Below are 21,081 nucleotides of genomic sequence, written 5' to 3'. Positions count from 1 at the left end.
TCACAGGGCGGCCGCGCGCGGGCGGTGCCCTTCCGGGTGCCGCTCACGCGTCCGCCGTGGGCCGGCTAGGCCTCCGCGTGGACCTCGGTGCCCTCCAGGACGGCGGCCGTGTCCGCATCCTCCGGCTTTGCCCGGCCCGCCTTGGCCTTGGCCTCCTCGGCGGACCGGTCGGGCTTCTCCGGCGTAACGAATCGATAACCGACGTTCCGGACGGTTCCGATCAGCGACTCGTGCTCCGGGCCGAGCTTGGCGCGCAGCCGCCGTACGTGGACGTCGACCGTGCGGGTGCCGCCGAAGTAGTCGTATCCCCAGACCTCCTGGAGCAGCTGGGCGCGGGTGAAGACGCGGCCCGGGTGCTGGGCGAGGTACTTCAGCAGCTCGAACTCCTTGAAGGTCAGGTCCAGGACCCGTCCCTTGAGCTTGGCGCTGTAGGTCGCCTCGTCCACCGAGAGGTCGCCGTTGCGGATCTCCATCGGCGAGTCGTCGTTGACGATCTGCTGGCGGCCCATGGCGAGCCGCAGCCGCGCCTCGACCTCCGCCGGACCGGCGGTGTCCAGCAGGACGTCGTCGATGCCCCAGTCGGCCGTGACGGCGGCGAGGCCGCCCTCGGTGACGACGAGGAGCAGCGGACAGCCGGGGCCGGTGGACCGCAGCAGCTGGCAGAGGCTGCGCACCTGGGGCAGGTCGCGCCGGCCGTCGACGAGGATGACGTCGGCGCCCGGGGTGTCGACGAGGGCGGGGCCCTCCGCCGGGGCGACCCGCACGTTGTGCAGGAGCAGGCCGAGGGCCGGGAGCACCTCCGTCGACGGCTGGAGGGCGTTGGTCAGGAGCAGCAGAGAACTCATACGTCTGGTTCCTCCTCGGTCCCTGCGAGGACAGTGCGGACGGGTACTGCTCTGCGATCCCGAAGGCCCCGTACACCGGCGGTCACCGTGGGTTTCCCGCTTCGTATACAACGCTTCCGAAAGCACAAAAGGACCCGGGGGCTACGCTGCCCGAGTCCTCTGCCCAGCAGAATAGCCCACATGAGCAACCGTCCGGCAGGTCATGGGGCACGTTCCACCGTTCGTCCGAATTGCGAGACAGGCAGACAGGACCCTATCCGGACGTTTCTGCACACCGCCGACGGAATTCCGATCGATTCCGTATACGATCCGCCGTCCGGCGTATACGACACCCCGTCGGACGCCTCCCGGCCGGCCTCCCGTGACCTGGTGTTCGTCATCGCGCACGGCTTCACCGGGGACGTGGAGCGCCCGCACGTGCGCCGGGTGGCGGGCGTGCTGCGCGGCTACGGCGCCGTCGTCACCTTCTCTTTCCGCGGCCACGGCCGCTCCGGCGGACGGTCCACGGTCGGCGACAAGGAGGTGCTGGACCTCGCCGCCGCCGTGGAGTGGGCCCGCGCTCTCGGGCACGCGCGCGTGGTGACCGTCGGCTTCTCCATGGGCGGCTCGGTGGTCCTGCGGCACGCGGCGCTGCACGGCGGCACGGACGCCGTGGTCTCCGTCAGCGCGCCGGCCCGCTGGTACTACCGGGGCACGGCTCCCATGCGCCGCCTGCACTGGCTGGTCACCCGCCCCGAGGGCCGTCTGGTGGGCCGCTACGGCCTGCGCACGCGTATCCACCACCGGGACTGGGACCCCGTCCCGCTCTCCCCGGTGCAGGCGGTCCCGAGGATCGCCCCGACGCCGCTCCTGATCGTCCACGGCGACCGCGACGGCTACTTCCCGCTCGACCACCCCCGGATGCTGGCCGAGGCGGCAGGCGAGCACGGCGACCTCTGGGTCGAACCGGGCATGGGCCACGCGGAGAACGCGGCGGACGACGCCCTGATGGCCCGGATCGGGCACTGGTCGGTGACGGCGGCGGGCTAGCCTGACCCACACTGTCCTTATCGTTCTCTTGTTTGTTCCTGTCCCTGCCGTCGATTGAGGATTCAGATGCCCAAGGTCACGGTGCGCTACTGGGCCGCCGCCAAGGCCGCGGCCCAGGTCGCCGAGGAGCCGTACGAGGCGGACACGCTGGCCGGCGCGCTGGCCGCCGTGCGCACGCGGCACCCCGGCGAACTCACCCGCGTGCTGCAGCGATGCTCCTTCCTCGTCGACGGCGACCCCGTCGGGACCCGCGCGCATGAGACGGTACGGCTGGCCGAGGGCGGCACGGTCGAGGTGCTCCCGCCGTTCGCAGGAGGGTGAGCGATGACCAACCAGCCGTACCAGGGCGGCCCCTACGAGGGCTACGACCCCCACCAGCAGCAGTGGCCCGCGCAGGAGCCGCACTACGGCGTGCCCGGTCACGACCCGGAGCTCACCCAGCAGTGGCAGGGCCAGACCTGGGAGACGCAGACGCACGCGCCGGTGCAGGCGGCGGAGACCGCGTACCTGCCGCGGCAGGAGCAGCAGCCGGGCGGGCAGCACCAGCAGGCCGGGTACCAGCAGGCGGGGTATCCGCAGCCGGGACACCAGCAGGCGGGGTATCCGCAGCCGGGACACCAGCAGCCCGCTTATCAGGAGCCGCAGTACCAGCAACCACCGTCCCAGCAGCAGTACGGGGAGCCGTACGCCGGGCAGCCGCACGCCGGCGAGCCGTACGCCGGGCAGCCGTACCCGGGGACGTACGGCGGGACGCACACGGGGACGCACACGGGGGCGCACACAGGGGCGGGAGCGTACGCCGGGGCGGGGACGTACGCCTCCGCGCCGAGCCCCGAACCGGCACCCGCGCCCGCACCGGCCCCCGCGCCCGCGTCCCCGGCCGAACCGGAGGCCGGGCCCGCCTACGGCCCCGCCACCCTCGCCGGCAACGCGCGGATCACCGACGCCCAGCGGGCCCGTCTGGAGGGCCGCTCCCCGATCATCGAGCCCGGCATGCAGCCGGCGCTGCTCACCGCCGTCCTCGGCCTGCTGCTCGCCGCGGCGGCCCCCGTCGCCTCGTACGCCCTGGCCGTGCCGCTGGTGGTGCTCCAGGCGGTGACGGCCGCAGGCTGGTTCCGGCTGAACGGCATGTGGCCCGCCCGGCAGGGCATCGCGCTGGCCTTCGCGGGCGCGCTGACGTCCGACGTGGCGGTCCTCGCGGCGGGCCGCGACCACGCCCTGGTGGCCATCCTGGGCCCGCTCGGCCTGTGGGTGCTGCTCTCCCTCGTCCTCCAGCTGCGCTCGCACGCCTCACCGGACGAGCGGATGTACGGCCTGATGGCGACGGTCGCCTCGGCGGCGCTCGCGGTCCTGGCCACCGGGTACCTGGCCGTCGACCCGCACGCGGTCTCGGTCGGCGCCGCGGCCGTCGCGGTGGCGGTCCTGGCCCGTGCCCTGCCCCTGCCGACCCCGGTGTCGGTCGCGGTCGCGCTGCTCGCGGCGGCGGGCGCGGGGATCGCCGTGGGCGGCATGACGGACTTCGGCGCGAAGGGGGCGCTGCTGGGCGCCGCCGCCGGAGCGTGCGCCCTGGTCGGCCACCGGGTGGCCGGCTACGACTACCCGTCCCGCTTCGTCCACTTCACGGCCGGCGTGGCCCTGCCCCTGTCGGCGGCGGCACCGGTGGTGTGGGTCCTGGGACGCGCCCTGGGCTGAGGTCGGGGGCGGCCCGGGGTCGCCTCGGGGACATGCCCGATGTCCCGGCGCGCGGGCGGGAGAAGGATCGTTCCCATGGCTTCTCTCTCCCGACGCGCCTTCACCGGCATGGGCGCCGGCGCCGCCCTGACGCTCGCGACCGCGGGCCTCGCCGCCCCGGCGACGGCCGCGCCGATCGCCCCCGCCCCCACGGCTGCGGACCCCACCGCTTCCGGTGCCGCCCCGCTCGACCCCGCCGCCTTACGCGCCGCGATCAGCGATCTCTCGCATCCGGAGGCGACCGCCTCCCAGCTGCTGGTGGAGCGGCGTGGCAGCCGCTGGTACGGCACAGCGGGGACGGCCGACCCGGTGAGCGACCGGTCCGTCCGGGCGGACGACCGCTTCCGCGCGGGCAGCGTGACGAAGGCCTTCGTCGCCACGGTCGTCCTGCAGCTGTGGGCGGAAGGCCGGGTGGACCTCGACGCCCCGATCAGGCACTGCCTTCCCGGCCTCGCCCTGCCCGCCCGCTTCGACCGCGTCGAGGTGGCGCATCTCCTCCAGCACACCAGCGGGCTGCCCGACCACCGGGGCCTGCCGGACCTCGGCACCCCGGAGGCCGTCCTGCGGCACCGCTTCGACCACTGGACACCGCGGGCCCTGGTCGCCACGGTGACGCGGGACCGCCTCAAGTTCCGTCCCGGCCACGCGCAGGAGTACCGGGGCATCAACTACGTGTTCCTCGCCCTCCTGATCGAGGAACTGACAGGGCGCCCCTACGGGGAGGTGATCGCCTCCCGGATCCTGCGGCCCCTGGGACTGACCGGCACACGGATACCGGGCGGCGACCCCCGCCTGCACGGCCCGTCCGTCCACGGCTTCCTGCGCATGACGAACGCAGACCTGCGCGACGTCACGGTCTACGACCAGTCCGCCGCCTGGGGCGAGGGCGAACTGGTCTCCACCGCGGACGACCTCTTCCGGTTCCAGGAAGCCCTGTTCGGCGGGGTGCTCCTGCCGGGGAGGGCACTGAGGAGGATGGTCACTCTGCCCGCGGTGCCCATGCTGGACGGCACCCCGGCCCGCTACGGCATGGGCCTGCAGGCGGCCACGGTGAACGGCACGACCTTCTGGGGGAAGACCGGCGAGACCTACGGTTACCGCACCCGTGTGTTCGCCACGTCCGACCTGTCGACCCGCTTCGTGCTGTCCTACACGCCGACCGCGCTGAACGCGGGGGAGGACATGATCGAGCGGGTCGTCGGCCTGCTCACCACCTGACCCCGCGAGCCCGGCATGTTCCGAACGAGAGGCCCTAGGGTTCGACCACGACCTCCTGGGCCGCCGCCGTCTCCCCTGCCAGGAGCCGCGCGTCGACCGGGACGTTCCGCTTCACCAGCGCCAGCGCGACCGGCCCCAGCTCGTGGTGGCGCACCGACGTCGTCACGACACCGATCCTGCGGCCCTCCGGGCCCTCGTCCGCGACGCGGATCTCCGTGCCGGGCACCGGGAGATGGACGTCGCTGCCGTCAAGGTGCAGGAAGACCAGCCGGCGCGGCGGCTTGCCCAGGTTCTGCACCCGGGCGACGGTCTCCTGCCCCCGGTAGCAGCCCTTCTGCAGGTGCACGGCCGTGCCGATCCAGCCCAGCTCGTGCGGGATGGTGCGGTGGTCGGTCTCGAAGCCCAGCCGGGGCCGGTGCTGCTCGACGCGCAGCGCCTCGTAGGCGAGGAGCCCGGCGGCGGGCCCGTGGGAGGCGGCGAACTCCTCCAGGCCGGCCCGGGGCAGGAAGAGGTCACGGCCGTACGGCGTCTCGCGCACGACGACCCCGTCCGGGACGTCGGCGATGGAACCGGCGGGCAGGTGCACCACGGCGATGTCGGCGGTGCGGTCGGCGACCTCCACCCGGTAGAAGAACTTCATCGACTCCAGGTACGCGATCAGCGCGTCCTGGGTGCCGGGCTCCACATGGGCCCAGACGGTCGTGCCGTCGTCCACCAAGTACAGGGCGTGCTCGATGTGTCCGTGCGCGGAGAGGATCAGGGCCTCGGTGGCCTCTCCCACGGGCAGTTCGCTGACGTGCTGGGTGAGCAGCAGGTGCAGCCAGCTCAACCGGTCCTCGCCGCTGACGGTGACGACACCGCGGTGCGAGAGATCGACGAAACCGGTGCCGTCGGCGAGGGCGCGCTGTTCGCGGAACAGGTCGCCGTAGTGGGCGGCGACACCTTCGTCCACACCCTCGGCGGGGACGGCGCCGGGCAGGGACAGCAGGGGGCTCTTCATACCGCAAGCCTACGACGTGGTACTTGAACCCTTCAGGGAGCAGTCCTGGCACCGGCCGAAGATCGCGAAGTGCTTCATGTCGGTGTCGAAACCGAACTGCCGGCGCAGCTTGTCCGTGAACTCCCCGGCCACGTCCAGGTCCGCCTCGATGACGTTGTCGCAGTCCCGGCACACCAGGTGCAGATGGTGGTGGCGGTCGGCGAGGTGGTAGGTCGGGGCGCCGTGCCCGAGGTGGGCGTGGCTGACCAGGCCCAGTTCCTCCAGCAGCTCCAGCGTGCGGTAGACGGTGGAGATGTTGACCCCCGACGCCGTCTTCCTCACTTCCACGAGGATGTCGTCGGGGGTCGCGTGCTCGAGGGTGTCCACGGCTTCCAGGACAAGCTGCCGCTGCGGCGTCAGCCGGTAGCCGCGCTGCCTGAGGTCGCTCTTCCAGTCGGTGCTCACCACACCGACGAGTCTAGAGCCACCGGGCGCGGGCCCATGGGACGAAGGCGGCCTACTTGAAGAAGGCGATGCCGTCGTCCGGGAGGTCGTCCGGGAGGGCCTTCGCCCAGCGCTCGACGTCCTCCGGGGTGACGACCTTCTTCAGCTGGGCCGACATGTAGGGGCGCAGCGGGACCTCGGGGGTCTGCTTCTCGCCGACCCACATCAGGTCGCTCTTGACGTAGCCGTAGAGCCGCTTGCCGCCGCTGTACGGCCGGGAGTCCGCGGTGCGGGCGACGGCGTCCGTCACCAGGTCGATCTGCGGCTTCTTGTCGGCCATCTCGCCGTACCAGATCTCGATCACGCCGTCGTCGCGGGTCATCGTGACCTCGACCTTCCGGTCGGGGCGGATCCGCCAGAAGCCGGACTCGGACTCCAGGGGGCGGACCTTGTTGCCGTCCTGGTCGAGCACCCAGGTGTGGGAGCGGTACTCCAGGAAGTCCCGGCCGTCGTGGGTGAAGCTGACCTCCTGCCCGAAGTTGCACTTCTGAGAGCCGGGGAAGTCATGCACGCCCGCGCCGGCCCAGTTGCCGAGCAGGAAGGCGAGCGGGACGAGGTCCTTGTGCAGGTCGGACGGGATCTCGATCATGAGCGGAGGCTTTCGTGGGTGTGGATCAGCGCTGGCCCTGGAACAGCTTCTTCACGGTCAGACCGGCGAAGGCGAGCACGCCGACGCAGACCAGGACCAGCAGGACTTCGAAGAATGCTTCCACGGGTGCTCCTTGAGCGAGGGTGGGCGGACGACAGAGCCGCAGCCCAGCTTACGCGGCCGGGTCGGGGCGCTCCTGGCGAGGGGCGGCGCCGCCGAGGGCTACGCTTCCCGCATGGCGAAGAAGCTCGTGATCAAGGTGACGGCCGGGGCGGACGCCCCCGAGCGGTGCTCGCAGGCGTTCACGGTGGCCGCCGTGGCCGTGGCCAGCGGGGTCGAGGTCTCGCTGTGGCTGACCGGGGAGTCGTCCTGGTTCGCGCTGCCGGGCCGGGCCGCCGAGTTCGAGCTGCCGCACGCCGCGCCCCTGCCCGATCTGCTGGAGTCGGTCCTCGCCGCCGGACGCGTCACGCTGTGCACGCAGTGCGCCGCCCGCCGGGAGATCACGGAGAAGGACGTCGTCGAGGGCGTACGGATCGCGGGCGCGCAGGTCTTCGTGCAGGAGGCGCTGGCGGAGGACACGCAGGCGCTCGTCTACTGAGCCCTCCCCGCAGGGCCGCCGGGGCACCGCCGGCGTTCCTAGGGCCGCGGGCGCTTCTTGCCGTCCAGTTCGTCCCACCACTCGTCGGACTGCGGGTCGCCTGAGGGATCGTCCCACCAGCGGTCCTCCGGGCCGCGGCGGTTGGCGATCATCGCGGCGACCGGCGGGATGACCATGGCCACCACGCACATGCCGACGGCCGCGGGCACCGACCAGATGCGGATGACCCCCCAGGCCAGGACGAAGAGACCGATGCAGGTCCCCATCATGGCGAAGTAGACGTGCCGGCGCCGGGCGTACATACGTCCACTGTAGGTCCGGCGCGGCCTGTCACAACTGATCCACAAATTCGCTGCGGCCGGGCCCGGCGGGGTTACCGTGGCGTGTCCGTACCGGATTCACGAAACCGTCGCCGACCCGGGGGAACCACCACATGCGCGCCCTGCGAATACTCCTGATCCTCGTCGTGGTCCTGGGCGGACTCTTCGTGATCGTGGACCGGGTCGCCGTGCACTTCGCCGAGGGCGAGGCCGCGGACAAGCTGAAGGCGACCGAGAACCTGGCCTCGACCCCGAGCGTGGACATCAAGGGCTTCCCGTTCCTCACGCAGGTCGCGGGCGGATCGCTCGACGACGTCGAGGTCGGCATCAAGGACTACGAGGCCGCCACCGGCAAGCCCGGCCAGACCATCCGGATCGACGACCTGAAGGCCGACATGAAGGGCGTCGAGTTCTCCGGCGACTACAGCTCGGCCACGGCGTCCACCGCGACCGGCACGGCGTCGATCTCGTACGCCGAGTTGCTGAAGACGGCCAAGTCCGAGCCGACCGAGGTGGCCCCCGGCGTCATGGCCCGGGTCGTCGGCCTCTCCGACGGCGGCAACGGGAAGATCAAGGTCGCCGTGGAGGGGACCGTCTCGGCGCTCGGGGTCAAGCAGACGGTGTCCGTGCTCAGCTCGGTGACCGTGGTCGACAACAAGGTCGAGGTGCACGCGGACTCGCTGCCGCAGCTGGGCGCCGCCGCGGTCGCCGAGGACCGCATCCGCCGGATCACCGACTTCCAGCAGGCCGTCGACCAGCTGCCCGGCGGCATCAAGCTGGACAAGGTGGAGGCCGCGCCGAACGGCGTGCGGATCAGCGTGAAGGGTTCGGACGTCAAGCTGGCTGGGTAGGCGGTCGGACGCCGGCGGAGGCGGACGCCGGTGGACCGGGCGCGGGCGGTGACCGGCCCTGTCCGACTGGCGAGACGGACGCGTCCGTAGCGCAGATGAGATGACCTGAGCGAGCGCCCGGGGGCCGTGGGACGGCCTTCCGGGCGTCATACACGTCCCGCCATTCGGACGATCCCGTCTCGCCATGTGACACACCGGTGACACGCCCGCCCGGACGTCCCTACGATCGAACCCATGAAGCGACAGGCGGATCTCACGAAGCGGCGGGCAGTGGACCTGTGCCGCGTTGCCGCCATGCTCTGTCGCCCCTTCTGAGCGGAAGCCCCGGCTCCCGCGTCTCACCCGCCCTGCTGCCAGGGCATCCGTGCGCCGCTCCGCACCGAGCGCGCCCCTGCCTACTCGCACGCCCCGCCGCGACTGCCCCGGAGGAGAAGAGCATGAGCCGCAGCGACGTCCTGGTCGACGCCGACTGGCTCCAGGAGCACCTGGACGACCCGACCATCGCGATCGTCGAGGTGGACGAGGACACGTCCGCCTACGACAAGAACCACATCAAGAACGCGATCCGCATCGACTGGACCAAGGACCTCCAGGACCCGGTCCGCCGTGACTTCATCGACCAGGCGGGCTTCGAGAAGCTCCTGTCGGAGAAGGGCATCGCCAACGACCACACGGTCGTCCTCTACGGCGGCAACAACAACTGGTTCGCGTCGTACGCCTACTGGTACTTCAAGCTGTACGGCCACGAGAACGTCAAGCTCCTCGACGGCGGCCGCAAGAAGTGGGAGCTGGACGCCCGTGAGCTGGTCGCCGGCGACGAGGTCCCCGAGCGCCCGAAGACCGACTACAAGGCCAAGGCGCAGGACACCTCGATCCGCGCCTTCCGCGACGACGTCGTGAACGCGATCGGCTCGCAGAACCTGGTCGACGTCCGCTCGCCCGATGAGTTCTCCGGCAAGCTGCTCGCCCCGGCGCACCTGCCGCAGGAGCAGTCGCAGCGGCCCGGCCACGTGCCGAGCGCCCGCAACATCCCGTGGTCGAAGAACGCCAACGACGACGGCACCTTCAAGTCGGACGAGGAGCTCAAGGAGCTCTACGCCGCCGAGAACGTGGACCTCGCCAAGGACACGATCGCCTACTGCCGCATCGGTGAGCGCTCGGCCCTGACCTGGTTCGTGCTGCACGAGCTGCTGGGCGTGGAGAACGTCAAGAACTACGACGGCTCCTGGACCGAGTACGGCTCCCTCGTCGGCGTGCCGATCGAGCTCGGCGCCGCCAAGTAACCCCCGACCTTCTGGTCGGACCGAGACCCCTCTGGAGAAACGCATGTGTGGAGCGAAGGCCGGCGGCCCGGACGCCTCGACGATCAAGCCCGGTGAGACCACGATCCAGGGCCAGGTGACCCGTGACGGCGAGCCGGTGACCGGATACGTCCGACTGCTCGACTCGACCGGCGAGTTCACCGCGGAGGTGCCCACCTCCGCGACCGGCCAGTTCCGCTTCTACGCGGCCGAGGGCACGTGGACGCTGCGGGCCCTGGTGCCGGGCGCGACCGCCGACCGCACGGTCGTGGCCCAGAAGGGCGGCCTGGCCGAGGTCGCCATCGCGGTCTGAGCGACCGCTCGAGGGCCTGTGACGGGCTCAGTGACGGCTGAGGGCCGCATCCCCCTGGGTTGGACGCCGGTGGGGGGTGCGGCCCTTCTGCCGTGCGCCGGCCTTTCGTCAGCAACGCCGGACCGCCGCGAGCCCGATCGCCGCGAGCAGCGCGCCGACGCAGAGCGCGGCGAGGAATCCGCTGACGGCCGCGTCGTCGGGCACGCGGCGCCTGGGGCGGCGTCCGGGGCGGGGCGGGGGGCCCGGGTCGGGGACGTCGGGCGCACCACGCACCCCGGGACGGGGGCCGGGCGCGAACGCGGGATGGAAGGGCGGCAGCGCGTAGGCCGGCGGGGTCGTGGTCCGGTCCCGTGGCGCCGGGTTCTCCCGCTGCCGGCGCCTGCACTCCTCGTACGGCAGACCGTCCCGCTCGGCCGTCATGCGCGGTGCTCCGTCCGCTGGTGCTGACGCAGCAGCACGTTGGCGTCGGTCTCGGCGCTGCGGTCGTACGCCACCCGCGCCGCCTCCCGCCGCTCCGCCAGTTCCAGACAGGCGGCACAGCCCGGCACGGGGCGCGGTGGCCGGCTCGCCTCGTCCAGGGGCGGCGGCAGCGACGGGACGCCCCTGGCGCGCTGGTTGACGGCCCGCACGCCCGCCCCGATCCGCTCCCGGTCCGTGGCCGGGCGCACCTTCTCCGGATCGGCCTGCCACTCCACCCCGCCGCCGACGGGGCGCAGCATCACGTAGGGGCCGGCCCGGTCCCGGTACTCGCCGACCCTGTCGGTGGCGGGGTCGTAGAGGAGACGTCCCGGCTCGTGGGACTCCGACGTCGTCGTCACGGCTCTTCCTTTCCAAGAACGCGTGAACGCAGCGCGAGACAGCCGCTACGCTGCGTGTTCGGGTGGTTCCAAGAGCATGGCGCACGAAAACGGCGTCCGGGCTGCTGAGCGGGCCAAATTCAACGCGGGGCCCGCCAACTTCAACAAATTCAACAGGAGCGCGATGCCACAGCGGTTGGTGGTCACGGGACGGAGCCAGGAGCCGAGGGCACGGTTCAGCGAGGAGTTACGGCGCCTGCGGAGCGAGCGGGGGCTAAGCCTGCGGGACCTGGCGAAGGAGGTCGGCTGGGACGCCTCCCAGTTCAGCAAGATGGAGAGCGGGCAGACGCTGGGCGGCCCCGAGGTCGTCCAGGCGCTGGACCAGTTCTACGGAACGCCGGGGCTTCTGGTCACGCTGTGGGAACTGGCGGTGGCGGACCCGACGCAGTTCAAGGAGCAGTACCGGCGGTACATGCTGCTGGAGGCCGAGGCGGTGAGCCTGTGGCACTACGGCGTGAGCAGGCCGCCAGGACTTCTCCAGACCGACGCGTACGCCCGCGAAGCGCTCGCGGCGGGCGGGCTGAGGGGCAAGGAGCTGGAGCAGCAGGTGGAGGCGCGCATCGGTCGGCGGGAGCTGCTGGAGGGCAGTGAGGCGCCGACGTTCCGCAGCATCCTCTCCGAGGCGGTCCTGCGGACGGCATTGCCCAACCGGGGCGAGTGGCGGGAGCAACTGGAACACCTGGTGGAGATGTCGGAGCGCCCGAACGTCACGCTTCAAGTGCTGCCGTTCAGCACCAGCTTCCACGGGCTGGCGAGCACTGACCTGATGTTCCTGCGGCTGCTGGACACCCGTGCCGTGGCATACGCCGAGAACGACGTGCACGGTGAACTGATCTCGGAACCGAGCAGGGTTGAGCGCTACCAGCGCACTTATGATGCGGTGCGCGACAAGGCCCTGCTCCCTACCGAGTCGCGGAAGTTCGTCCTGCGGATGTTGGAGGAAGTGACGTGCGAGGCATCGACCTGACCAACGTGGTGTGGCGCAAGAGCAGCTACAGCAATTCGGACGGCGGCCAGTGCATAGAAGTCGCCGACAACCTCCCCCTCGTCCCCGTCCGGGACAGCAAGGCGCCCGTCCGGGGAACCCTCGTCTTCGGGCCGGCGGCCTGGGCGGCGTTCGTGGACGGGGTCAAGGGGAACGCCCGCTAGATCTCCAGCAGCACCGTGAACGGCCCGTCGTTCGTCAGTGACACCCTCATGTGCGCGCCGAAGCGGCCCGTCGCCACCGTCGCGCCCAGAGCGCGCAGCCGGGCCACCACCTCGTCGACCAGGGGCTCGGCGACGTCGCCGGGGGCCGCCGCGTTCCAGGTGGGGCGGCGGCCCTTGCGGGCGTCGCCGTAGAGGGTGAACTGGCTGATCACCAGGAGCGGGGCGGCGGTGTCGCTGCACGACTTCTCGTCGTGCAGCATCCGGAGCGTCCACAGTTTGCGGGCGAGCTGCGCCGCCTTCTCCTTGGTGTCCTCATGGGTCACCCCGACGAGGACGCACAGCCCCTCGCCCTCGATCGCGCCCACCGTCTCGCCGTCCACGACGACGCTCGCGCCGTCCACCCTCTGCACCACCGCACGCATGCGGACCATCATGCCCGGTGCCCGGCACTAGCCCGCACGGGGTCCACTATGGATCTCTTACCGCCCATCTGGGGAAGTTCGCGCGCACTCGGTCACATTGCGGCTGGTTGGGGTGGCACGATGCTTCTCACACGGCGGTCGAGGGGACGGTCACACGCACGATGAGCACACCGAGTACCAGCGGGCGGCTGGGGGCGCAGGAAACGTTCCGGCCGCCCGCCCAGCGCGCCGACGGCGGCACGGGCCCGGCGCTGCCAGCCGAGCCTCCCGAGCACGACCTGGCCCGGCTGAGCCTGCCCGAGCTGCGGACCGTGCGCCGCAACGCCCAGCGCGACGAGGCGGACCTCAGCTACGTGCGGCGGTTGCTCCAGGGGCGGATCGACATCCTGCGCGCGGAGCTGGGCCGGCGCGGCCGGGCGTCCGTGCCGGCGCCGGCGGACGGCTCCGTGGTCGACCGGCTCCCGGAGATCCTCCAGGACGCCCCGGCCCGGCAGCGCTCCTCGGCCCGCCATGTCACGCTCGGCACCCCGCACAAGGAGGAGTACGGGCAACTGGCCGCCGAGATGCTCGCCGAGGTCGAGCTGTCGGACCTGACGGCGCGTACGGACCTGGAACTGAGCGCCGCCATGGGGCGGTTGGTCCACTACGAGCAGGAGGTCTCGCGGCGCCGCCAGCGGTTGCAGCGGACGGCCGACGACTGCAGCGGGGAGATCGCCCGCCGGTACCGGGTGGGCGAGGCCCAGGTGGACGACCTGCTGATGTGACGAAAGGGCGCCGCCTCGTACGAGGTCGGCGCCCTGTCCGCGGTGTGTCCCTCCGCGTGCTCTTCATCCGTAGCGAGCTGTTCAGTTGTGGCTGTGCGATGTCGGTATTCAGATGTCGCTGTTCAGTTGTGGCTGTGCGCTCCGGCGGCCGTCCCCTGTCCGGGCTCCCGGCTCCCCTCCGGAAGGGAACCCGAGCGGCCAACCACTGGGAAGTTCGACCATGTCCCGCAAGTTGGTTGCCAACTTCACTGTACTTATGTCCGCTGGAAAGCGTCTTATAACCAGCCGTCGGGGAACTGCCGCAAGTTGGCGGGAAGTTGTACTGTTCGACCGTGGACCCGGAGCACGCCTCCGCCAGTGGGCGGACGAGGCCCCAGCGGCACCGCTCGTCCCACCGCGAGATCGCCGACGAACTCCGCAGCCGGATCAGGTCCGGTGTGCTGCGGCCGGGCGAGCGCATGCCCACGCAGGCGAAGCTGGCCGACGAGTTCGGGGTCGAACGCGGCGCGGTGCGGCAGGCCTTGCGCATCCTTCAGTCGGAGCATCTGCTCACCAACGTTTCCAAGGGCAGCCCGGCCACCGTGGCGGCGGTCCCGGGGCCGGCGCGCCCCCCGGCGGGCCCCGCCGCGCCGCCGCAGCCCACCATGGTCGGCCTCGCGCCGCGCGTCGCCGCCGCCTTCGCCGCCCCGCACGTGCGGATCGACGCCCTGTGCCTGACCTCCGTCTCGCTCACCCTGGCGATCGGCGAGCCGCTGCGGCAGATCCACGCGGGGCAGCTGAAACCGGCCAAGATCGACGTGCGGCTGCTGCTGCCCAGCCGCGACATCGACCTGGCCTTCCCGACACCGGTGGACGCCGACGACGGCGGCCTGCTGCACCGGCGGTGGCTGGCCCAGCGCAACGCCCAGGGCCTGGTGCTGCGGCAGAACCTGCTGGCGCTGTGCACCACGCACGGGATCGACGTCCAGGTCTCCTTCCGGGCGCTGCCGTTCACCCCGCCGGTGAAGCTCTACCTGCTGGGCGACTCCGAGGCGCTGTTCGCGTACTACACGCTGGGGCGCCGGGAGCGGGAGATCGAGCACGAGCACGTGGAGCTGTACGACGCCGACGGCACCCGGTCCATGCTGTTCGCCTTCGAGCGGCGGGCCGGGCGGCGGGACGCGACGTTCGTGGAGCAGTCCCGCCTGTGGTTCGAGGCGCTGTGGGAGACGATCAGTTCGGACCTGACGCTGACGCCGTAGCCCGGCGCGGGGCGCCGACGCCCTGGGCCGGGCTACGGCGTCACAGCGCGGGACCGGCCAGCAGGACCGCCAGCAGGACCGCCCCGGCCGAGCTGACGGCCGGACTCTTGGCCTTGACGCCGACGCTGAGCAGGAGCAGGCCGACGAGGCCGACGGCGCCGAAGCGCCACTGGACGAGCTGCTCGAAGCCGACGACGAAGAGGGCGGAGAGGAGCGCGAGGACAGGCATGGACGTTCCCCCTTTCGGTCTGCCAACTTGACCAAGTTGGCAACCAACTATGCTTAAGTTGTCCCCACTTGGTCCCTATCCGCAAACAACTTTCCAACAACTCCCCGTAGACGGTTCAGGGTTGTAGCGTTTGGTCGTGACCCAGGAGAACGTGGCAGTGAATGGCAGCGGGCGGCTCACGTCCCAGCAGATCGCCGACACCCTGCGCGAACGCATCCGGACCGGAGCCCTCCGTGTCGGTGAGCGGCTGCCCACCCAGGCCGAGCTGGCCGAGGAGTTCGGCGTGGAGCGCGGCACCGTGCGCCAGGCCCTGCGCGTGCTCCAGGAGGCCGGACTGCTCAGCAACGTGAGCAAGGGCAGCCCGCCCCGGGTCGCCGAACCGGGTCCCGCGCGCGAGGAACCCCAGCCGACCATGGTGGCCCTCGCACCCCGGCTGACCGACGCCTTCGCCGCGCCGCACGTGCGCATCGACGCCGTCTGCCTGACCGCGCAGAGCCTGATCCCCGCCCTCGGTGAGCCGCTGCGCCTGATCCACGACGGCCGGCTGCGACCGGAGCGGATCGACGTGCGCATCCTGCTGCCGTCCCGCGACATCAACCTCGCCTTCCCGGTGTCGGTCGACGCCGGAAGCGACGACGACGCCGTCCACCAGCGGTGGCTGGCGATGCGCAACGCCCAGGGGCAGGTGCTGCAGTACAACCTCCAGGCCCTGCGCGGCACCCACGACATCGACGTCCACGTCGCCTTCCGGGCGCTGCCGTTCACCCCGCCGGCGAAGTTGTACCTGCTCAACGGCGCGGAGGCGCTGTACGCGTACTACATGGTCACGCGCCGCGAGGAGCCCACCGAGAGCGGGACGCTGGACATGTACGACACCCTCGGCTCCGAGTCCCTGCTCTTCTCCTTCGAGAAGCGGACCGGACGCCGGGACGCCGCGTTCGTGGAACAGTCCCAGAAGTGGTTCGACGCCCTCTGGGAAACCATCACCACGGACCTGACACTCTCCTAGTGACCACAGAGACATCGACTGACACGACGACCGGTACAGCGGCCGGCACGGCCACACAGCCCTGGGAACTGCTGCGCCGCGCCCGCGTGGTTCTCTGGGACTTCGACGGGCCCATCTGCCGCCTGTTCGCCGGGCACAAAGCGGAACGGGTGGCGGCCGGGCTGGTGGAGTGGCTGGCCGGCCGCGGGCTGCACGGCCTGCTCGACGACGCCGAGCGCGAGGCGATGGACCCGCACGGGGTGCTGCGCGCCGTGGACCGCCGGCACCCCGGCAGCGACCTCGTCGCCGAACTGGAGGCACGTCTCACCAAGGAGGAACTGCGGGCCGCCGCGTCCGCGCTGCCCACCGCCTACGCCGACCCGCTGATCCGCACCTGGACCGCGGTCGGCTCCCGCCTGGCCATCACCACGAACAACTCCCCCCGGGTGGTCACCGCCTATCTCGACACCCGGGGCCTCACCGCCTGCTTCAGCCCCCACATCTACGGCCGCACCACCGAACTGCACCTGCTCAAGCCCGACCCGCACTGTCTGAACCGGGCCCTGAGCGCGATGGGCGCCGCCCCCTCGGACGCCCTGATGATCGGTGACTCTCCCTCCGACCTGACCGCCGCGCGCGACGCCGGCGTACCGTTCCTCGGCTACGCGCGTAACGAACAGAAGGGGAAGCTTTTGCGGGAGGCCGGAGCCGAGTGCGTCGTCGGGTCGCTGGAGCCCCTGCTGCTGGCGCTGCGCCGGAGGTGACCGCGGCCCGCGCCGGGCCCGGGAGCCCGGCGGCCCGCCGACGGCGTGCCCGCCCGCGGATCCAGGCGGAGAGGGGCGTCAGCAGGCCGACGCCCCAGAAGGCCAGTTGGACCAGGTCGTCTATCCGCACGTCCGTCCCGAGCACATGGACCGTCAAGGCCGCCACCCCCGTACACCGCCGCTGATCAGTCAACCGCTCAGGTCCTGCCTGTTGACTGGTTAAGTTGACTGCTTGTTGGTGCATTCCCTGTCAACTAGATCCAGTAACAGGCAGGTTGACCTGACTGGTTGACTGGTCGCCGGTGTTTGCCGCAGACCCGCCGGAGGTACGTACCGGCTGTGACGGGCAGGACGGGCAGGACGGGCGGGAAGGACGACGAGGCCGGCGGCAAGGCGTTCCGCAGGGTCTCCGACGAGCTGCGGGTGCGGATCGCCGACGGCGGTTACCCGCTGGGCACCGAGCTGCCCTCGCAGAACGCGCTCGCACGGGAGTTCGGGGTCTCGCGGTTCACCGTGCAGCGGGTGCTGACGGAACTGGGCAACGAGGGCTGGATCGAGTCGCAGCAGGGCAAGCGCTCACGGGTCGTCAGGAACCAGCGCATCCACTCGGCAGCGCCCCGGGCCAGCCGGTCCCGGCACCCGATGACCCTGGGCCCGCTGATCGCCGAGGCGTTCGAACGCGACGAGGTGACGCTGGACATCTACACCCTGACCTCCGAGAGCCTCGACACCCACATCCACGCGCAGGCCGAGCGCATCCGGGCCCGCATCATCGCGCCGGAGCGCATCGCCCTGCGCATGGTGCTCCCGTCCCCGTCCGTCATCGAGCTGCTGCCCTACCCGCGGGGCAAGGATCCCGCGGACGACGCCCGGCTGCTGGACCGGCTGCGCGGCATCACCGAACGGCACACCGCCTCACTGCGCAAGGTCCTCGGTGAACTGCGCACCGAGAAGCTGGTGAAGTCGGTGGAGTACGAGTTCCGGCACGTCTCCCTCGCCCCCTCGTTCAAGCTGTACGTCATCAACGGCGAGGAGGTGCTGCACGGCACCTACACGCCGGTGGAGCGTCCGGTGATGCTCGAAACGGGTGAGGAGATCGACGCCGTCGACGTCCTCGGCCTCGGCGCCACGCTCACCCACCACGTCCGCGACGGCCGTCCCGACTCGCCGGGCTCCACCTTCGTGGACAAGATGACGGGCTGGTTCGAGGGAGTCTGGACGTTGCTCACCGACGAGGCCCGTGCCCATGCGATAGCATCCGCGCACGCAGGCTGAGCGACCGCTCGGATCCCTGCGCGAGGGATGGCGGACGAGCCGGCCTCGGACGACCCCGCACAGGTGAGTGGCAGACCACCGTTGGGCTACTCGGCTGTGCCCCCGGTCGTGCCGCTCGCCAAGCGGACTTACCGTTTCCCCAGCCTTCCCCTTTTCGTGTTCTCGCGCGATCGAACCTCCGGAGCGGCCAGTGGGCGCACCTCCCGTCCCCCTCGACACGACCGGGGGCCGCGCCGACGGAGCCCGGAGCCAGGCCGTCTTCCGGACGTTCCTGGAGTACGCCGCCGCCGAGGGGGCGGCCAGCGGCGGCTTCCACAACCAGAACTACGTGGTCCCGCTGTCCGAACCGGTGGCCCGGCTGCTCGGCCGGGAACCGGGCGTCCCCGTGACCGTGCGGATGCGGCGCGAGGGCGCGCTGCCGGTGGTGATCCGCACCTGGCAGAACGAGTCGGCGATTCTGCGGGCCGTCAACGGCGTGCTGCCCAACGTGCCCGAGTGCCTCGCCGAGGGCGACGGCTTCGCCATCCACAGCTATGTGGACGGCGTACCGCTGTCCAGCGTGTGCGGCGACGGCAAGCCGGTCGACGGCCTGCTGATAAGAGCGCTGGCGGATCTGCTCGCCGAGACGGCCCAGGTGCGCAGCAGCGCCACGCTGCCGCCGCTGCCGTCGCTGTGGCCGCGCAACTACACCGACAGCCAGGGCTTCCTCCAGGCCCTCGCCCGCATGGCGGACCTGCAGATCCGGCAGCCCAACTGGAGCGCGTTCGGCGGTCTGTTCGCCGCCCTGGGCATCCCGGAGGACGCGCTGGTGCGGCTGGCCGAACGCGTCCCGGCCATGGCACGCCGGCCGTACAGCCTGCTCCACGCCGATCTGCACCGCGACAACGTGATCATGTCGTACGGCGGCGACCCGCCCCTGATCTGCGTCGACTGGGAGCTGGCGAGCTACGGCGACCCGCTGCACGACCTCGCCACCCACCTGGTGCGGATGCGCTATCCGGAACACCAGGAGAAGGAGGTCGTCGACGCCTGGGCGCACGCCGTGCAGGCGGTGCGCCCCGCCGCCGTCAACGGGGTGGCCAGGGACCTGCCCCACTACCTCGCCTTCGAGCGGGCCCAGTCGGTGTACCCCGATGTGATGAGGGCGGCGCAGTCCCTCCAGGACTCCTTCGACCAGAAGAGCCTGGACGAGGCGACGGCCCGCGTGCACCGCGCCCTGGAGCTGGCCGCCGAGCCGCTGCGCCTGGGCCAGGTGCCCGGGGAGCGGGAGATCGAGGGCATCCTCTACCGCTGGCGGGCCGCGGCGAGCGACGCGGTGTGGCGCGGCGGCGCGGGGCGCGGCGGGCGGGTCACCCGGGCCATCGACTGGAAGCCGGACGGGCGCGTCCCGGAGCACCCCGACTTCCCCCGCCCGGCCGTCGCGGACGCCCTGCTCCTGGAGGGCGCGGCCCCGGCCGAGCGGGTGTTCAAGGGCACGGTGCACCTCAACACGGTGGTGTGGGCCCCCGGCACCGGCTTCCCCGTCGTCGTGCGGCGCAAGGTGGCGGACGCCCGCCGGCTCGAACGCAGCTTCCTCAGCGAGCACGCCGTGCTGCGGGCGATCGAGCAGTCCGGGGCGGCGGTGGCCGCGCCCAGGATCCTGGCGCTGGGGGAGAGCCACTGCGGCAACCGGGCGTACTCCGGGGACCGCTTCGCGATCCACACCTACGAGGGTCCGCGCGATCCCGGCCGCAAACCCGCCCACCCGGTCCACGGGCTGCTTCCGCAGGAGGCGGACGGACTCGTGGACCAGCTGGCCGCGCTCACCGAGGTCGACCACGCCCAGCTCGACCCGGTCGCCGTCGGTCTGGACTTCTACGACTGGCTCAGCGACCAGCTCGTCCTGCTCGTCGCCGGCCTGCCCCAGGAGTCGCAGCAGCTGGCCCGTTTCCTCGGGCTGCCCGGCGCGCCCCGGCTGCGCGAGATCCTCGGCCGGCACCGGCTCACCCGCCGCACCCCGGCCCTGCTGCACGGCGACCTCAACCCCTGGAACCTGGTGCGCCGGGACGACGGCCTGGCGCTGACCCTGATCGACTGGGAGATGGCGCTGGTCGGGGACCCGCTCTACGACCTGGTCCGGCACATGCACCTGACCCCCACCCGGCCGGAGATCCGGGACCGCATGTTCCGCCGCTGGGAGCGCCGCCTGCCACGGGAGTGCACCCGGAACTGGCGTCAGGACTGGCGGGTGTACCGGTGGATCGAGACCGTGCGTTCGGCGTACGTCGACCTGGACCGGCTGGTCACCGGGGCGAGCCGGGAGGCGCCCAACGTCCGCCGGGCGCTGGACTCGTACGCGATGACCCTGGCGGCGGCCACCGCGTCGCTGGGTCTGACCATCCCGCCCCGGTCCAATCCCTACCTCACCCGCGCGCTGGGCCTGCGGACCGGTCCGGACAGCCCTGCGTAGGCTCGCCCCATGGGTGAGATGGGCCTGCGCGAGCGCAAGAGGCAGCGGATGTACCAGGACGTGTCGGACATCGCCGTACGGCTGTTCCTGGAGCGGGGCTTCGACGCGGTGTCCGTCGCGGAGGTCGCCGCCGCGGCCGGGATCTCCAAGCCGACCCTCTTCCGGTACTTCCCGGCCAAGGAGGACCTGGTCCTGCACCGGATCGCGGACCACGAGACGGAGGCCGCGCGGGTGGTCGCAGGGGCGGCCGACCCGGTGGACGCGCTGCGCCGGCACTTCCTCGAGGGCCTGGCGCGGCGCGACCCGGTCACCGGGCTGAACGACCACCCCGCCGTGCTCGCCTTCCACCGTCTGCTCTACGGCACCCCGTCCCTGGTGGCGCGCGCGTACGCCCACCAGGAGCGGTCGGAGGCGGCGCTCGCGCAGGCGCTCGGCGGCGATCTGGACGCACGGCTGGCCGCCGCGCAGATCATCGCCGTGCAGCGCGTCCTCGCCCTGGACAACTGGCGGCGGATCGCGGCGTCGGAGCCGGTGGCGGAGGTGGCGCCGGACGCGGTGGCCGCGGCGGAGCGGGCGTTCCGGCGGCTGGCCGAGGGGCTGCCGGGGCTGGGGGACCGGAACCCGGGACCTGATGTGAGACTCGGTTAAAAATGTAACTCGGTAAC

Annotated in this window: 27 protein-coding genes; 18 read left to right on the top strand and 9 right to left on the bottom strand. The window is 71.8% G+C overall.

The features are described 5' to 3' along the window. Nucleotides 1-65 precede the first annotated feature (65 nt). On the bottom strand, nucleotides 66-845 hold the full coding sequence (locus tag LG395_RS09075; RefSeq protein WP_171155017.1) for a winged helix-turn-helix transcriptional regulator: 780 nt from the start codon (nucleotides 843-845) through the stop codon (nucleotides 66-68). Between the two features lie 180 nt (nucleotides 846-1,025). Here LG395_RS09075 and LG395_RS09070 point away from each other — a divergent pair, with 180 nt between their 5' ends. The 4 genes from LG395_RS09070 to LG395_RS09055 all read left to right on the top strand — a co-directional run bounded on the left by LG395_RS09070 (nucleotide 1,026) and on the right by LG395_RS09055 (nucleotide 4,823). Beyond that, on the top strand, nucleotides 1,026-1,874 hold the full coding sequence (locus LG395_RS09070) for an alpha/beta hydrolase (RefSeq protein ID WP_225809024.1): 849 nt from the start codon (nucleotides 1,026-1,028) through the stop codon (nucleotides 1,872-1,874). Between the two features lie 66 nt (nucleotides 1,875-1,940). Then, a complete protein-coding gene (locus LG395_RS09065) occupies nucleotides 1,941-2,195 on the top strand; it encodes a MoaD/ThiS family protein (protein WP_171155021.1) in 255 nt (84 codons plus the stop codon). Between the two features lie 3 nt (nucleotides 2,196-2,198). After that, the gene (locus tag LG395_RS09060; protein ID WP_225809023.1) at nucleotides 2,199-3,566 is read left to right on the top strand and encodes a hypothetical protein; all 1,368 of its coding nucleotides are present in this window, start codon (nucleotides 2,199-2,201) and stop codon (nucleotides 3,564-3,566) included. A gap of 75 nt (nucleotides 3,567-3,641) precedes the next feature. After that, entirely contained in the window at nucleotides 3,642-4,823 is a 1,182-nt protein-coding gene (locus tag LG395_RS09055) for a serine hydrolase domain-containing protein (RefSeq protein ID WP_225809022.1), read from the top strand. A 34-nt stretch (nucleotides 4,824-4,857) separates the two neighbouring features. On the opposite strand, the gene ygfZ is transcribed toward LG395_RS09055, so the two are convergent. Genes ygfZ through LG395_RS09040 form a run of 3 tightly spaced genes read right to left on the bottom strand, consistent with a single transcriptional unit; the run spans nucleotide 4,858 to nucleotide 6,895 of the window. Continuing rightward, on the bottom strand, nucleotides 4,858-5,823 hold the full coding sequence (gene ygfZ, locus LG395_RS09050; RefSeq protein WP_171155027.1) for a CAF17-like 4Fe-4S cluster assembly/insertion protein YgfZ: 966 nt from the start codon (nucleotides 5,821-5,823) through the stop codon (nucleotides 4,858-4,860). Between the two features lie 9 nt (nucleotides 5,824-5,832). After that, nucleotides 5,833-6,270, bottom strand: a complete 438-nt coding sequence (locus LG395_RS09045) for a Fur family transcriptional regulator (RefSeq protein WP_171155028.1) — start codon at nucleotides 6,268-6,270, stop codon at nucleotides 5,833-5,835. Nucleotides 6,271-6,319: 49 nt separating this feature from the next. Continuing rightward, nucleotides 6,320-6,895, bottom strand: a complete 576-nt coding sequence (locus LG395_RS09040; protein ID WP_171155037.1) for a heme-binding beta-barrel domain-containing protein — start codon at nucleotides 6,893-6,895, stop codon at nucleotides 6,320-6,322. A gap of 235 nt (nucleotides 6,896-7,130) precedes the next feature. Between LG395_RS09040 and LG395_RS09035 the strand changes: the two genes are divergently transcribed. Beyond that, nucleotides 7,131-7,493 (top strand): DsrE family protein, encoded by a 363-nt coding sequence (locus LG395_RS09035; RefSeq protein WP_171155039.1) that lies wholly within the window; start codon nucleotides 7,131-7,133, stop codon nucleotides 7,491-7,493. 38 nt (nucleotides 7,494-7,531) lie between these two features. Here the strand turns inward: LG395_RS09035 and LG395_RS09030 are convergent, their stop codons facing one another. Continuing rightward, entirely contained in the window at nucleotides 7,532-7,795 is a 264-nt protein-coding gene (locus tag LG395_RS09030; protein ID WP_103809665.1) for a DUF3099 domain-containing protein, read from the bottom strand. A 131-nt stretch (nucleotides 7,796-7,926) separates the two neighbouring features. Between LG395_RS09030 and LG395_RS09025 the strand changes: the two genes are divergently transcribed. The 4 genes from LG395_RS09025 (at nucleotide 7,927) to LG395_RS09015 (ending at nucleotide 10,278) form a co-directional block, all read left to right on the top strand. Then, complete coding sequence (locus LG395_RS09025) at nucleotides 7,927-8,664, top strand: LmeA family phospholipid-binding protein (RefSeq protein WP_171155041.1); 738 nt, start codon at nucleotides 7,927-7,929, stop codon at nucleotides 8,662-8,664. A gap of 234 nt (nucleotides 8,665-8,898) precedes the next feature. After that, complete coding sequence (locus LG395_RS41630) at nucleotides 8,899-8,979, top strand: Ms5788A family Cys-rich leader peptide (protein WP_350751515.1); 81 nt, start codon at nucleotides 8,899-8,901, stop codon at nucleotides 8,977-8,979. Between the two features lie 122 nt (nucleotides 8,980-9,101). Further along, the gene (locus LG395_RS09020) at nucleotides 9,102-9,947 is read left to right on the top strand and encodes a sulfurtransferase (RefSeq protein ID WP_171155044.1); all 846 of its coding nucleotides are present in this window, start codon (nucleotides 9,102-9,104) and stop codon (nucleotides 9,945-9,947) included. A 43-nt stretch (nucleotides 9,948-9,990) separates the two neighbouring features. Beyond that, nucleotides 9,991-10,278: a DUF1416 domain-containing protein gene (locus LG395_RS09015; RefSeq protein WP_145875861.1), complete on the top strand. Its 288-nt coding sequence runs from the start codon at nucleotides 9,991-9,993 to the stop codon at nucleotides 10,276-10,278. A 108-nt stretch (nucleotides 10,279-10,386) separates the two neighbouring features. Here LG395_RS09015 and LG395_RS09010 read toward each other — a convergent pair whose 3' ends face one another. After that, on the bottom strand, nucleotides 10,387-10,698 hold the full coding sequence (locus tag LG395_RS09010; RefSeq protein WP_225809021.1) for a hypothetical protein: 312 nt from the start codon (nucleotides 10,696-10,698) through the stop codon (nucleotides 10,387-10,389). Continuing rightward, a complete protein-coding gene (locus LG395_RS09005; RefSeq protein ID WP_225809020.1) occupies nucleotides 10,695-11,096 on the bottom strand; it encodes a hypothetical protein in 402 nt (133 codons plus the stop codon). The genes LG395_RS09010 and LG395_RS09005 overlap by 4 nt, the downstream gene beginning before the upstream one ends. A gap of 163 nt (nucleotides 11,097-11,259) precedes the next feature. Here LG395_RS09005 and LG395_RS09000 point away from each other — a divergent pair, with 163 nt between their 5' ends. Both LG395_RS09000 and LG395_RS08995 read left to right on the top strand, forming a co-directional pair. Next, complete coding sequence (locus LG395_RS09000; protein WP_225809019.1) at nucleotides 11,260-12,102, top strand: helix-turn-helix domain-containing protein; 843 nt, start codon at nucleotides 11,260-11,262, stop codon at nucleotides 12,100-12,102. Continuing rightward, nucleotides 12,084-12,284 (top strand): DUF397 domain-containing protein, encoded by a 201-nt coding sequence (locus LG395_RS08995; RefSeq protein WP_225809018.1) that lies wholly within the window; start codon nucleotides 12,084-12,086, stop codon nucleotides 12,282-12,284. The genes LG395_RS09000 and LG395_RS08995 overlap by 19 nt, the downstream gene beginning before the upstream one ends. Here the strand turns inward: LG395_RS08995 and dtd are convergent. Further along, entirely contained in the window at nucleotides 12,281-12,706 is a 426-nt protein-coding gene (dtd, locus tag LG395_RS08990; protein WP_171155051.1) for a D-aminoacyl-tRNA deacylase, read from the bottom strand. The two genes, LG395_RS08995 and dtd, sit on opposite strands and share 4 nt — an antisense overlap. A gap of 161 nt (nucleotides 12,707-12,867) precedes the next feature. Between dtd and LG395_RS08985 the strand changes: the two genes are divergently transcribed. Both LG395_RS08985 and LG395_RS08980 read left to right on the top strand, forming a co-directional pair. Further along, nucleotides 12,868-13,470 carry an RsiG family protein gene (locus LG395_RS08985; protein ID WP_225809017.1) on the top strand — a complete coding sequence of 201 codons (603 nt, stop codon included), beginning with the start codon at nucleotides 12,868-12,870 and terminating at the stop codon, nucleotides 13,468-13,470. Between the two features lie 332 nt (nucleotides 13,471-13,802). Next, nucleotides 13,803-14,711: a winged helix-turn-helix domain-containing protein gene (locus LG395_RS08980; RefSeq protein WP_225809016.1), complete on the top strand. Its 909-nt coding sequence runs from the start codon at nucleotides 13,803-13,805 to the stop codon at nucleotides 14,709-14,711. Nucleotides 14,712-14,751: 40 nt separating this feature from the next. On the opposite strand, the gene LG395_RS08975 is transcribed toward LG395_RS08980, so the two are convergent. Beyond that, the gene (locus LG395_RS08975; RefSeq protein ID WP_225809015.1) at nucleotides 14,752-14,940 is read right to left on the bottom strand and encodes a hypothetical protein; all 189 of its coding nucleotides are present in this window, start codon (nucleotides 14,938-14,940) and stop codon (nucleotides 14,752-14,754) included. 130 nt (nucleotides 14,941-15,070) lie between these two features. Between LG395_RS08975 and LG395_RS08970 the strand changes: the two genes are divergently transcribed. From LG395_RS08970 to LG395_RS08950, 5 genes are all read left to right on the top strand, one after another. Further along, nucleotides 15,071-15,949: a GntR family transcriptional regulator gene (locus LG395_RS08970; RefSeq protein WP_171155059.1), complete on the top strand. Its 879-nt coding sequence runs from the start codon at nucleotides 15,071-15,073 to the stop codon at nucleotides 15,947-15,949. 86 nt (nucleotides 15,950-16,035) lie between these two features. Then, nucleotides 16,036-16,692 carry an HAD family hydrolase gene (locus tag LG395_RS08965; protein ID WP_171159919.1) on the top strand — a complete coding sequence of 219 codons (657 nt, stop codon included), beginning with the start codon at nucleotides 16,036-16,038 and terminating at the stop codon, nucleotides 16,690-16,692. A gap of 339 nt (nucleotides 16,693-17,031) precedes the next feature. After that, complete coding sequence (locus LG395_RS08960; protein WP_225809014.1) at nucleotides 17,032-17,967, top strand: winged helix-turn-helix domain-containing protein; 936 nt, start codon at nucleotides 17,032-17,034, stop codon at nucleotides 17,965-17,967. Between the two features lie 190 nt (nucleotides 17,968-18,157). Further along, entirely contained in the window at nucleotides 18,158-20,416 is a 2,259-nt protein-coding gene (locus LG395_RS08955) for a phosphotransferase family protein (RefSeq protein WP_171155063.1), read from the top strand. A gap of 9 nt (nucleotides 20,417-20,425) precedes the next feature. Continuing rightward, on the top strand, nucleotides 20,426-21,064 hold the full coding sequence (locus LG395_RS08950) for a TetR family transcriptional regulator (RefSeq protein ID WP_225809013.1): 639 nt from the start codon (nucleotides 20,426-20,428) through the stop codon (nucleotides 21,062-21,064). Nucleotides 21,065-21,081 lie beyond the last annotated feature (17 nt).

This window comes from Streptomyces spinosus (assembly GCF_020400655.1).
GTDB classification, from domain to species: domain Bacteria; phylum Actinomycetota; class Actinomycetes; order Streptomycetales; family Streptomycetaceae; genus Streptomyces; species Streptomyces argyrophylli.
The sequence above is the reverse complement of the archived record's forward strand: the minus strand, read 5'-3'. Positions and strand labels throughout refer to the sequence as shown.